Source organism: Novosphingobium sp. NBM11 (genome assembly GCF_015390225.1).
Classification (GTDB): domain Bacteria; phylum Pseudomonadota; class Alphaproteobacteria; order Sphingomonadales; family Sphingomonadaceae; genus Novosphingobium.
Map to the genome: position 1 here is coordinate 973,270 of NZ_VUOG01000001.1, position 13,657 is coordinate 986,926.

A 13,657-nucleotide genomic window follows, 5' to 3' on the forward strand; every position below is an offset into this window, starting at 1 on the left:
GGTCTTACTCCTGTCCCGATGCGCTGGTGCGAGCGCTGCCGGCGGCGATCATGTCGATCTCGATCACCGGTGGCGGGCCATCCCAGCCGTTGCGGAACACCTCGCCGATCCGGTCGTGCAGGCTGGCAAGGCGGGCCTCGACCAGCGCGGCGGGTTCACCGGCGGCGGCCGCGTAGGTCGCCCGGATCGCCAGCCTTGCGGCCTTGATCGTCTTCAGGGTTTCCAGCCGCGTGGCGAAGGCGGGCAGCAGATCGGCGCTGCCGGCTGCGAAGGCCCGGGCGTCGATGGCAACCGCCACAACCCGCGCCCGCTGCACGCCGAAGTTCAACTCGCTGATCTTGCCGCGCGTCAGGCGGATCGACTGCGGGTTGTCGGTGGTCGGCGCATAGCCTTCCGGCACCGTCCGCGTGTCGAGCTTGAGCACGTAGTTGGAGCCGATCAGCGCGTTGGGCACGGCGGCACAGGTGATGTGGTAGCGGCCATGATCGTCCGCCGTCACAAGCTGGCCGTTCACCGTGGCGAGGCGCGCGGCCGGGATGCCAGGTTCGCCTGCGTCCTGGTAACCGTTGCCGTTGAGGTCGTCATAGACCTTGCCGATCACTTCGGCGCAGTCGAACAGCGTGCTCGGCACGATCGAGACCACGGCCTGCGCCCGGTTCGAGATGTCCGAGCCGTTCGCCCCGCCCCCGGCGCCACCACTGCGGGCGACGGCGGTGTTGACGCGATCCCCCTCGGTCACGCCCGCGCCGATCACCGCGATGATGCGATAGGTCAGCGTGGTGTTGCCCGGCACGACCTGGCCGTTCCAGCGCAGTTCGCGGTCGCTCGCCACCGGCTCCAGCGGCAGGCCTTCCACCCGTGCCGATCCCGCGACATAGCGGAAGCCCGGCGGAAGGATGTCCACCACCGCCACCCCGGCGCGGGTCAGCGCCTCGGTGTTGCGCACAGTGATGGTGTAAGGCACCAGATCACCCACGTTCGCGGTGCGCTTGTCGCTGGTCTTGGTGACGATCAGCGGCGTGCGCGACAGGAAGGGATCGAGCGGGATGTGGTTGTTCACCACGTTGCCGTCACCCTGCCCCAGCAGGAAGCCGAGGAAATAGGTCGTCGGGTCCGAAGCCTGCGGCGCGCCGGCATTGGCCACCACGGGCGCCGGAGTGCCACGGCCGGCGGGGTTGAACAGGCCCTGCTGCGCCGCGATCACCGTCGATTCCGGCCCGGAATATCCCGCAGGCGGTGTGATTTTCAGGTGATAGCCGGTGCGTGCCGCCGGGCACTGGGTCGCCGCGCCCGCCACGATGTCGAAGCGGTAGAGACCGTCGGCACCGGTGACCTGGCGTGCCTGGCCCGGATCGATGAAGCAGGTATCCGCCAGCGGCACGCCGCCATCGTCCACCAGCGTCACCACCGCGCCGGGAACCGGGCTGCGGGTGACCGAGTCATAGACCACGCCGGACGGATCGATCGGCATGTTCTGTTCGGCCAGCGTGGCGTTGACCGGCAGCACCGCGCTGTCGATCCGGCCATAGACCACCCCGCTCGCCGCATGGCGGAAGCGAATGGAATAGCCATCGCCGCTCAGCAGGTCCGGAATGCTGTAGAAGCCCTTGGCATCGGTATGCGTGGTGCCGACCACCGCGCCACCGCGCACCACTTCCACGGTCCAGCCTTCCAGCAGCGCCTCGCTGCTTTCGTGCGTGCGGCTGAGGTTGCCGTCGAGATAGACGATGCCCGAAACCGTGCTGCGCGGCGGGATCACGGTAACCGTCATCGTCGCACTGGCGCAGTTGGTGGGGTTCAGCTTCTCGCAGATCCGGTACGGGATGGCGTAAGTGCCGTCGCGCGTGCCCGGTGCGACACCGAGGTTGCCGGTGGCCGGATCGAACGTGAAGCCGGTGGGCAGCGCGTTCACCAGTGCCAGCGTGACCGTGGCCACCGTTGCCGGCTGGCCGTTCAGCGTATCGCCGCCCAGCGCGTTCAGCACGTTGACCGCACCCGAACCGCCGTTGATGCCGGAAACCGTGTCATCCATCGCCACGATGGGCGCGGGAATGACCGTGACGCTGACCTTGGCGGTCGCGCAGTTGGTGGGATTCAGCTTCTCGCAAATCTGGTAGTCGAAGCTGTAGGTGCCCGCCGGAGTCCCCGGCTCGACCGAGACATCGCCCGTGGCCGTATCGAACTCCAGCCCGGCCGGCAGCGTCGCCCTCGGCGCAAGGCCGATGGTGACGGTGGCCGTGGTCGCGGCCGCGCCGTTGCGGGTATCCCCGCCCAGCACGTTGACCACGCCCGTCGCGCCCGATGCACCGTTGATGTCGGTGGCGCTGTCATCCTTCGCCGTGATCGGACCGGCGCTGACCGGCGCGGTTACCTTTGCCGTCGAACAGTTCGTCGGGTTCAGCTTCTCGCAGATGCGATAGTCGATGGTGTAAGTGCCCGCCGGGGTATCCGCCGGCACGCTGACCAGGCCCGTGGCCGGATCGAGCACCGGCACGGCGCCCCCGTTGATCGGCGTGGCCGGCGTGACGACCGAGATCGTGACCGTGCCCTTGTCGGCCGGCGCACCGTTCAGCGTGTCGTTGCTCAGCACGTCGATCACGCCCGCGCCACCCTGGCCGCCATTGACCGGCGGAACGGTATCGTTGGTCGCGACGATGGGCGCGGCCACCACGGTCACGCTGGCCGTGGCCGTCGCGCAGTTGGTGGGGTTCAGCTTTTCGCAGATCGTGTAATCGAAGCTGTAGGTGCCCGCCGGCGTTCCCGGCTTGACCGAGACCGCGCCCGTGGCGGGGTCGAACGTCAGCGTTGCAGGCACCGAGGCGCCCGAGGCCACCGCGATCGTGACCGTTCCCGTGGTGGCGGCCACGCCGTTGAGCGTATCCGCCCCCAGCACGTTGAGCACGCCCGCCGCGCCCGATGCACCGTTGATCCCGGTCGCGCTGTCAGGGGTGGCGACGATCGGCGCGGCCACCACCGTCACGCTGGCCGTGGCCGTCGCGCAGTTGGTGGGGTTCAGCTTTTCGCAGATCGTGTAGTCGAAGTGATAGATCCCCGCCGGCGTCCCCGGCTTGACCGAGACCGCGCCCGTGGCGGGATCGAACGTCAGCACCGCAGGCACCGACGATCCGGCGGCGACGGCGATGGAAACCGTTCCCGTGGTCACCGCCACCCCGTTCAGCCGGTCGTCCGACAGAACTTTGAGCACGCCCGAGCCGCCCGCCGCACCGTTGATGCCAGTCGCGCTGTTGTTGCCCGCCGTGATCGCCGCCGCCGTTACCGGCACGGTGATCCTGGCGGTGGCGCAATTGGCCGGGTTCAGCTTTTCGCAGATCCGGTAATCGATGGTGTACGTGCCCGAAGGCGTTCCCGCCGGCACGCTGACCTTGCCCGTTGCCGTATCAAGCACGGGCACCGGATTGCCACCCACCGCCGTGGCGGGGGTAACGACCGTCATCGCCACGTCGGCCAGTTTGGCCTGGGCGTTGTTGAGCGCGTCCCCGTCCAGCGCGTCGACCACATCGGCGGCGCCGGTCGCCCCCGTGACGGGCGAGGAGGCATCGTCGTCCGCCGTGATCGGTGCGGCGACCACGGTTACCGTTGCGGTCGCAATGGAGCAGTTGGTCGGATTGAGCTTCTCGCAGATCCGATAGTCGAAGTGATAGGTGCCCGCCGGCGTGTTCGGCGCGACCGAGATATTGCCCGTCGCCAGATCGAACGTAAGCCCGGCCGGGACCGTGGCGCCTGGCGCCAGCGCGATCGCCACCGTCGAGGTCGTGGCCGGCGCGCCGTTCAGCGTATCGCCCGCCAGGACATTCAGCACGTTGCTGCCGCCCAGCGTCCCGTTGACGCCACCAACCGTGTCGTTCACGGCCGCGATCACGCCGGCCACCACCGTCACGCGCGCTTCGGCGGTGGCGCAGTTGGTCGGGTTGATCGTTTCGCAGATGCGGTAGTTGAACAGATAGGTACCCGCCGGAGTCCCCGGCTTGACCGAGACCGCGCCGGTGGCGGTATCGAAGGTCAGTTCGGACGGCACGGTCGAACCGGGCGCCACCGCGATGGTGACGGTGCCCGTGGTCGCCGCCGCGCCGTTGCGCGTGTCGCCCGTCAGCACATTCAGCACTCCGGTCGCGCCCGCCGCGCCGTTGATGCCGGCGGCGCTGTCGTTGACCGCCGCGATCGCGCCGGCGACGACCGAGACGGTCTCCGTGGCGATGGCACAGTTGGCCGGATTCAGCTTTTCGCAGATCTGGTAGTTGAAGCTGTAGGTGCCGGCCGGCGTATCGGCGTGGACCGAAACCTTGCCGGTGGCGGTATCGAACGTCAGCACCGAAGGCACCGTGGATCCGGTGGCAACGGCAATGGTCACCATGTCGGTGGTCGCCGCAGCGCCGTTGACGGTATCGCCGGTCAGCGCGGACAGGACATCCGCTGCGCCGGTGGCGCCGTTGATCCCGCTGATCGTGTCGTTGGTGGCGGTGACCGGCGATGCCGTGACGATCACCGTCACGCGCGCCGTGGCGCACGTCGCGGCATCGGCCTTGTCGCAGATGCGATAGTCGACGGTGTAAGTGCCCGCCGGCGTGCCAGGAGCCACGCTGACCAGACCGGTCGCCGTATCCATCGTCACACCGGGATTCGTCGCCGGGGTCACGATCGTGGTGACTATCTTCGCCGGATCGATGGCGGCGTTGTTGAAGGTATCGTTGGCAAAGGCATTGACGATGTTCGTCTGGCCGGTCGCGCCGTTGACCGCCGGCGGGTTGTCGTTGACCGCCACGATCACCGCGCTGGCGTGATCCTGGAACAGGTAGCCGGTCGCCGCCGTCTGCGCCGCCAGCACGATGCCGCCAATGGTGTTCTCCGCCGGGGTGTTGCCACGGACCGCGTTGTTGACGGTGCCGCCAGCGCTGCCCGCGGTTTCGTTGAGATCGTAGAAGTTGGCCGGCTGCGTTTCGACGATCGCATAGCCCGCCGCGTCCGAAGGCGGCAGCACGTCGAACACGAACGCCCCCGACGCATTGGTGATGGCCGTGGCCGAAACCGCGTTGCCATAGATGTCGGTGCCGGTCAGCGACACGGTGACCCCGGCAATGCCTTCGCCGCCGTTGAACACGTTGTTGTCGTTGTTGTCGGCATAGACCGTGCCCGCGATCGACGAAGGCTTGATCTGGACGACAGCCGACTGGCTGTTGTTGGTGTTGTCGGCATCCTCGCTCAGCGGATCGCCACTGCCGTCAAGGCCGGGGGTGATCGTGGCGGTGTCGGTCGCGTCCATCGGCGAAAGCGCGCCGCTGTAAGGGCCTTGTGCCTTGGCGCGGACTTTCAGGTCCACAAGCTGCGCGGCGCCCACGGGGAAGCTGCCGTCGATATCGCAGGTGATCGTGGTCGTGCCCGAACAGGTCAGGCCCGAAACGCTGGCGCTGCTGCCGCCGGGAATGGCGGTCGAAGGCGCGGGGGTTGCGGCATAGACGAAGCCGGCGGGCAGCACGTCGGTCACGCGCACCCGCGTTGCGGTGGAAGGCCCGTTGTTGCGGAAGCGGATGGTGAATTCGACCGGTTCGTTGACGTTGCGCATCAGCGCTCCGGTGCGCGTCTTGCTCAAGATCTGGAGATCGGTGGACGGCCGGATCGTCGTCGTCTGCACCGCGCGGTTGTTGGCCGTCTGCGAATCCGCGCCCGTACCGTTCCACACCGGCTGTTCGGCCGAGGTCACTTCCGCCGCGTTGCTGTAGGTAACCGGGGCCGAAGGCGGCGTGCCGCCGATGGCGAAGACCAGCCGGAACACCACCTGCCGCGAAGGATCGAGGTAGTTGGCATCCGCGTTCGACGCATCGATGCGGCACACATAGGTCGCGCCCGAAGGCGTGCACCCTGCGTTGGGCGCCGCCTGGAGCGACAGGCCGCCGTTGGCCGCAACCGGGTTCACCGTCACCGACTGCAGCGTGGTCGTCAGCCCGGCCGGCGGCGAGGGAATGTCGGTCACGATCACGTTGGTGGCGCGCGAAGGGCCATAGTTGGAAACGCGGACGTCGTAATTCAGCGTCTCGTCGAACCGCACCGGATCGTCATTGACCGGGTCGCTTTCGGTCTTGGTCACGGCCAGATCGAACGCCGGGCCGTTCACGGTATGGTTCAGCGTGAAGGCGTTGTTGCCCGCGTTGGGATCGCTGCCGCCGTTGGCATCGAGCGTCGATGTGGTGACGGTGGCCTTGTTCGCCTGGGTAATCGGCAGCGTGGCCACCGTTTCGGAACCGAACGGATACTTCGGCAGCACATCGATGCTGATCTGCCGCACTTCGGTCCGCGCGAACTGGCCCATCGCGCAGGTCACGGTGCCCGTGGCCTGCACGACCGAGCAGCTTGCGCCGGGCTTGGTCGTGCTCGGCGTACCGGTGATCTGGAACCGCGCCGGGTCGATCACGTCGACCACCTGCACGTTGTCCGCCGGGTTGGCGCCATCGTTGCGCACGCTGATGATATAGGTGGCCGGCACGCCCACGCGCACCGGATCGGGCGTTACCGACTTCGAATTGATCGTCATGTCGGCCACCGCGCCCACGCTGAAGTTCGCGGAATCGCTGTTGTTGGCGTTGTTGGTCTCGGTCGTGTCGGGCGAGAACACCGAGGCGAAGTTGGTGTAGGAACCGCTTTCGAATGGCCGGTCCACGCGGATCACCAGCGTTTCGGTGGCGCCCGCCGCCAGGTTGGACAGCGACCAGCTCACCAACCCGTTCCACGGGTTGTAGCTCATGCTGCCCGAACTGGCGCTGTTCTGGCTGACGGCGGTGACGTAGCTGCCGCTGGTGATGAAATCGGGAATGGCGTCGGTCACGTAAACCGTGCGCGCCAGGTCGCCGCCGGCGGCATTCGACACGCGCAGGCGGATGTAATAGCTGCCGTCGGTGTTCGCGACCGTCAGGTTATGGGTCCAGCCGCCAGAGGACGAAAGGCTCATGTCCTTGGCGATGGAAATGTCCGCCGCCTTGGTCGTGGAGCGCACGCCGGCCGAGCGGCAATCGTTGCCGGTGGGGCTGGAAGGCGATGACGGCGTGTGCGCCGACCCGGCGGTGCGGTCGGTACACGCGGTGTTGACCACGTCGGTATCGACACCCGTTCCCGCTTTCGTGACGAGCGAGAGGTACAGTAGATCGCCGACCTGGAGCGTGCCCGAATCCGTCGTCTGGCAGGTGACCACCACGCCCGAAACCGAACAGGACCAGTTGCCCGAAACACTGACGTAGGTTTCGTCGGCGCTCAGCGTGTCGGTCACGCGGATCGGCGTGGCCGGGGTCCAGCTTGCCGCGGACGGCCCCAGATTGCGCACCACGATGGTGCTGGTGATGTCCGCGCCGGGCGCGACGGGGCTGGGGCTCTTGGACTTGGAATAGAGTTCAAGGTCCGCGTTCGGCAGCACCACCTGGAAAGGCGCGGAGGCATCGTTGTTGCTCATATCCGGATCGGTGAATCCGCTGGGCGGGGTCACATGTGTCAACGGCGGAGCAAAAACCGGCCACTGTGGCGGAGTAAAAGTAGGCCACTGATGTTGCGGCAGGTGCAAAGCAAAGGGCCCCGATCGGGGCCCTTTGCTTTTGGCCGTTTTGATGGGTCAGTTTTCGTCGACGGTGGCCTGGTTTTGCTCCGCCCCGCTGGCAGTGGCGCGACGGCGACTGGCTGACTGCTTTAGGCGGTAACTGTCACCATTCATGGTCAGGATGCTGACGTGGTGGGTCAAACGATCCAGCAATGCGCCGGTCAGGCGCTCGGACCCAAGCACCTGCGTCCAGTCCTCAAACGGCAGGTTGGAGGTAACGATGGTGGAGCCGCGTTCGTAGCGCTGGGAGAAGGTCTCGAACAACAGCTCCGCGCCGGTGGGCGAGAGCGGGACGTAACCCAGTTCGTCGATGATCAGCAGCTTCACTGCAGCCAACTCGCGCTGCATCTTGAGCAGCCGCTTCTCGTCGCGGGCTTCCAGTAACTGGTTCACCAGCGCCGCGGCGGTGGTGAAGGTCACGGTGAAGCCCTTCTGGCAGGCGGCCAGCCCCAGGGCGAGCGCCACATGGGTTTTGCCCGTCCCGCTATTGCCCAGCGCAATGATATTCTCGCGCCGCAGGATATATTCGCAGCGCGCCAGATCCAGCGTCAGCATCTTGTTGAGGCTGGGGATGGCGGTGAAGTCGAAGGTATCGAAGCTTTTGACGGCCGGGAACCGGGCAGCACGGATCCGGCGTTCGACAGTGCGCCGCTCACGGTCGATCAGTTCCAGTTCGATCAGGCGCAGTAGATAGCGGGGATGATCGACACCATCACGCGCGCACTCCCGGGCTACTTTCTCATATTCGCGCAAAACGGTCGGCAGTTTGAGTTGCTTGAGGTGGTGGGCCAGCAGCACCTGTGGCGCACCAGCGGTGGTGCCGGTGGGCAGGTTGTCATCGGGCGCCCGGCTCATGCTGCCATCTCCTTCGAGACCTGGGGCATCAGAGCCGCATAATCAGCCGCCTGCGTGACCTTCACATCCAGCCTTGGCAGGTGGGGATAGGTCGTCAGGTCAAGCCTGGCGGGCCGCCGTTCCATCCTGGCCAGTGCGATCTGCTTCACCGCATCAAAGCTGATCGCGCCCATGTGGATCGCCTGAGTGACAGCATGGGTCACCACGGCCATGGGCATCGCTTCCAGCAAGCGCAAGACCTGGATATACTCGCGCTTGCCCTTGCGGCCCATGCGTCCCTCCAGCAATTGCCGCAGGTGGGCAAAGACATCGGGCAAGGCCCAATTCTGCAGTGCAGCCGCCTGATCGAGAGCATTCGGCTTTGTCTCGATCAGCGCCAGATAATGCAGCGGATCGGCCACAAAATCGCCGCTGCCATAACTGCGCACATGGCGGGCGATCTCCTCGGCGCCGGACAGGATCACCACCTCGTCCACGAAGCCCTTCACCACCACATCCTGGAACCCAAACCTTGTGGGCACCGAGTAATCATTGCCGCGATACCGCACCAGCGCCGTCGATGACACACGGGCGCTGCGCCTCTCGCATGGCTCCAATGGCACCGGCGGTAGTGGGCGTAGCGCCGCAACGTCAGCAACCATGCGCTCACCGATGGTCTGGGCATGGCGGCCAGCACGTTCGCCTTGCCGCGCATGACAGCGCTCCAAAAGAGCCGCGTTCAGTGCGTCATAGCTCGCCGCCTGCGGCTTGGGCGTCATGAAGTTGCGGCGCGCGTATTTGACCAGCCCTTCGACCTTGCCCTTGTCATTCCCCTTGCCGGGTCGGCCGAAGCGGTCAGAAAACAGGTAGTGGCTGACCAGCTCGCTGAAGGCACGTGTGCGCTCACGCTTGCCGTCCCCCAGAATCTTGGCCACCGCAATCGTCGTGTTGTCGTAGAGGATCGACTGGGGAATGCCGCCAAAGAAGTCGAAGGCCGATACATGCCCATCCAGAAATGCCTCGGTCGTCTCGCGCGGGAAAGCCTTCACGAAACAGGCATCGGACTGCGGCAAATCCATGCACAGGAAGTGGATCTTCTGCTCCACACCGCCAATCACGCCCACCGCTTCGCCAAAATCCACCTGCGCATGCCCCGGTGGGTGCGCCAGCGGCACAAATGTCTCGCGGCCACGCACCCGGCTCAGCCGGACATAGTCCTTCACCACCGTGTAGCCGCCGCCATAGCCATATTCATCGCGCAGCCGCTCGAAGATCCGCTTCGCCGTGTGTCGCTGCTTGACCGGCGCCGTCCGGTCACCTTCCAAAATCGCGTCAACCACCGCAGCAAAGGCCCCAGCTTCGGCTTCTCCACCGGCTTCGTGCGCGTATAGCCAGGTGGCAGTGAAAATCGGCAGATCTTGCCAATCGTCTCCCGGCTTAATCCAAATACCCGCGCGGCCTCTCGCTGGCTGCGCCCCTGCACAAACACAAACTGCCGAACACTCGCGTAAACTTCCACGGCATACATCCCGGCCGCCCTCAAAAGGGCAGCCTTACCACTGGCCGGTTTTTACTCCGCCACGCTCAGCACTTCGCTGGCGTTCCAGTGGCTGGTTTTGTCACCGCCCTGCACACACATGCGCGGTATTGGTCAGGACGCCTGAGGTTGCCGACGCGCCCGTTACCGGAATGACGAAATCCACCTGCCCCGTGGCGACGATCGACGACGCGGTGCAGGTCACCGTCTGGCCGGATCGCGCGCAGCCGGAGGGCAATACGCCGATCGTCAGCGAACTGTCGATGGTGTCGGCGATCTTCGTTCCCGCCGGCGTCGTCTGCGGCCCGGTATTGCGGATCGACAGCACGATGCTGCCCCCCTGCCCCACGGTGATCGTGGAAGTCATCGACTTGATCGCCTGGAGATCCGCGCCCGCCTGCACATTGGTCACGACGGTGTTGGAAATGTTGTTGCCCGTGGCGGGATCAAGCACCAGCGGATCGGTGATGCTCACCGCCGCGATGTTGCTGATCGTGCCGGCGGTGTTCTTGGTGATCTTGCCGCTGATCGTGATGGCCGGAAAGCTGCCGCCGACCGCCGGTGCGCTACCGCTGTAGTCGCAGGTCAGCGTGGTCCCGGAAAGGTTGCAGGTCCACCCCGAGCCCGTGGCGGACTGGAACTGGAAGTCGCTGGCGGCGGGAAGGTTGTCGACCACGCGGATCGCCGCGGTGGTGTTCGGCCCGTTGTTGGTCGCGGACAGGGTATATTGCAGAATGCCGCCGGCCGGCACGCTGGAAGCCGATCCGGCTTTCACCAGCGCGATGTCCGCACCCGCCCGCACCGTGGGCGTGATAGTCAGGCTGTCGTTCCCCGGATTGGAATCGCTGTTCCCGGCTGCGGCTATGGTCGCGGTCGAGTTGCTGGCGCCCGGCGTCTTGGCGGTCGCCTTGAAGCTGAAAGTCCGGGCATTGGCCACGCCACCGCCCGGCAGGGTCGTCAGGGTACAGGTCAGCGTCTGGCTGCCTGGCGTGCCGGACAGCGCGCAATACGAAGGGATGTCACCCGCCGTACCGGCAACCTCGAAGTTCCCCGGCACCGCGATCGTGACCACGGCGTTGCTGACCGTAGGGGTACTGTTATTTGCGACGGTGACTGAAAAAGTCGCCTGGGCTCCCGAGCCTATTGGATCAGGGTCGGCTGAATACTGTGAAACCTGCAAGTCTGCGGCGTAAGCCATCCCGCCAAGCAGGAAAACATACAGTCCGATAAATACGCGTATTACCGCGATCGACTTTGTAAATTTCATAATAAACCGACCCCTCGTCGCGCAATTTTCGTCGCGACAGACGCCAGTCGGATAAGTAAATAGTGGTTAATTCCCGGTAATTATTTACCCATTTGTAAAACGCATTAAATATCCATTTTACGCTGCATCTTTTTCAAGAGACAATCAAGCACCGGAAAATGAATGAAAAAATCCGCATCATAAACATAGTCCGTTTCGGATACTGGAAACCCTCTGCCGGAAACACTGTACACCCGCGATCACGGGGCCTGGCGGCTGGCAATGTGGCGCCCGGCAGGATCAGATGCGCTCGGCCTGCGCCACCGCGTCGCTGGCGCGCAAGGCGCTGATGATGCGCGTAAGGTGCGCCAGATCGCGCACTTCCAGATCCACCTCGTAGGTATGGAACGGGTTTTCGCGCTGGGTCATTTCCAGATTGACAACGTTGGCGTGGTTCTTGGCGAAGATCCCCGCCATTTCCGCCAGCGTGCCGGGGCGATTGTAAAGCTCGGCGCGCAAGCGGCCGATCGCGCCGTCAGTCCGCGCATCCCACGAAAGGTCGATCCAGTCGGCATCGATCCCGTTGGCAAGGTTGAGGCAGTCGATCGCGTGGACTTCCACGCCCTTGCCCGGCCGGCGCAGCCCGACGATGCGATCGCCAGGCACCGGATGGCAGCAGGCGGCAAGCTGGAACGCCATGCCGGGAGTCAGTCCGCGCACCGCGATCGCGCGCTTCTGCTTGGGCCAGTGATCGGGATCGGGCAGGTTCGCCGCGCTGCCCGGCATCAGGGCTTCCATCACCTGCCGGTCATCGACCTTGGCCGATCCGACGGCGAACATCAGGTCTTCCTCGCCCGCCATCTTCAGCCGCTTGATCGCGTCAGCCAGCGCCTTCTTGCCCACGGTGCCGGGCAGGCGCTCGACGATCTCCTCATAGAGCTTGCGCCCGATGGCGGCGACTTCGGCACGTTCCTTCTGGCGCACGAAACGGCGGATGGAGGCCCGCGCCTTGCCCGTGACGGCGAAGGCGAGCCATGAAAGCTGCGGCTCCGAAGTCCGGCTCTTGATGATCTCCACCACATCGCCGTTGTTAAGCGGCGTGCGCAGCGGCACGTGCCGCCCGTTGATCTTCGCGCCCACGGCCTGCGCGCCCAGATTGGTGTGGACGGCAAAGGCGAAGTCGATCGGCGTCGCGCCCTTGGGCAGCTGGAACAGCGCCCCCTTTGGCGTGAAGGCGAAGATACGATCCTGATAGATCGCCATCTTGGTGTTTTCGAGCAGTTCGTCGGGATCGTTGCTGGCTTCGAGGATTTCCAGCAGATCGCGCAACCAGCCCACCTGCCCGTCGGGCGTGACCCCGCCCTGCTTGTACGACCAGTGCGCGGCCAGACCGAACTCGTTGGTCTCGTGCATCGCGCGCGTCTTGATCTGCACTTCCACGCGCATGGCGTTGTTGTAGATCAGCGAGGTGTGCAGGCTCTTGTAGCCGTTCATCTTCGGCGTGGAGACGTAGTCCTTGAACCGGCCCGGGATCATCTGCCAGGTGCGGTGCAGGATGCCCAGCGCCTTATAGCAGTCGTCCTCATTCTCGGTCAGCACGCGAAAGGCCATGATGTCGGTGATCTGCTCGAAGCTGACATGGCGCTCGGCCATCTTCTTCCAGATCGAATAGGGGTGCTTCTCGCGGCCGGAGACTTCCACCCTTAGGCCCGCTTCGGCCAGCGCCTGCTTGATCTCCAGCGCGATCGCCCCGACCTGGCCGTTCTCCTCGCTGCGGATCGCGGCCAGACGCCCGCTGATCGTGGCATAGGCTTCGGGTTCGAGCTGCTCGAAGGCCAGCAACTGCATCTCGCGCATGTATTCGTACATGCCCACGCGCTCGGCCAGCGGAGCATAGATATCCATCGTCTCGCGCGCGATACGGCGGCGCTTTTCCTCGCTCTTGATGAAATGAAGCGTACGCATGTTGTGCAGGCGATCGGCCAGCTTGACGAGCAGGACGCGCAAGTCCTCGCTCATCGCCAGCAGGAACTTGCGCAGGTTCTCGGCGGCGCGCTCGTTGTCGCTCATCGTCTCGATCTTCGAGAGCTTGGTCACGCCATCGACCAGCCTCGCGACATCGGCGCCGAACAGCCGCTCGATCTCATCGACCGTCGCCAGCGTATCCTCCACCGTATCGTGGAGCAGCGCCGTCACCACCGTCGCCTGGTCGAGCTTCAGCTCGGTCATCAGGCCGGCGACTTCCACCGGGTGCGAGAAATAGGGATCGCCCGATGCGCGCTTCTGAGTGCCGTGCTTCTGCACGGTATAGACATAGGCGCGGTTGAGGATAGCCTCATCCGCGTCCGGATCATAGGCAAGCACCCGTTCGACAAGTTCGTACTGACGTAGCATGTCCTGCCTAAATGGGCGGAACCATGCGGTCAGGGCAAGGGGTAAAGGTCGC

The 13,657-nt window shown here is 65.2% G+C and carries 4 protein-coding genes and 1 pseudogene; all 5 read right to left on the reverse strand.

The window, feature by feature from the left end; genetic code table 11:
- Positions 1–4: 4 nt before the first annotated feature.
- Positions 5–7,453, reverse strand: coding sequence for an SdrD B-like domain-containing protein (locus F1640_RS04670; RefSeq protein WP_194917983.1), 7,449 nt, complete (start codon positions 7,451–7,453; stop codon positions 5–7).
- 156 nt (positions 7,454–7,609) lie between these two features.
- Complete coding sequence (gene istB, locus F1640_RS04675) at positions 7,610–8,449, reverse strand: IS21-like element helper ATPase IstB (RefSeq protein ID WP_066770779.1); 840 nt, start codon at positions 8,447–8,449, stop codon at positions 7,610–7,612.
- Positions 8,446–9,956: pseudogene (istA, locus tag F1640_RS04680) on the reverse strand (IS21 family transposase). The gene istB and the pseudogene istA overlap by 4 nt, the downstream one beginning before the upstream one ends.
- 91 nt (positions 9,957–10,047) lie before the next feature.
- Complete coding sequence (locus tag F1640_RS04685; protein WP_309229196.1) at positions 10,048–11,232, reverse strand: DUF11 domain-containing protein; 1,185 nt, start codon at positions 11,230–11,232, stop codon at positions 10,048–10,050.
- A 279-nt stretch (positions 11,233–11,511) separates the two neighbouring features.
- Positions 11,512–13,605 (reverse strand): bifunctional (p)ppGpp synthetase/guanosine-3',5'-bis(diphosphate) 3'-pyrophosphohydrolase, encoded by a 2,094-nt coding sequence (locus F1640_RS04690; protein WP_125956498.1) that lies wholly within the window; start codon positions 13,603–13,605, stop codon positions 11,512–11,514.
- Between the last annotated feature and the right edge of the window lie 52 nt (positions 13,606–13,657).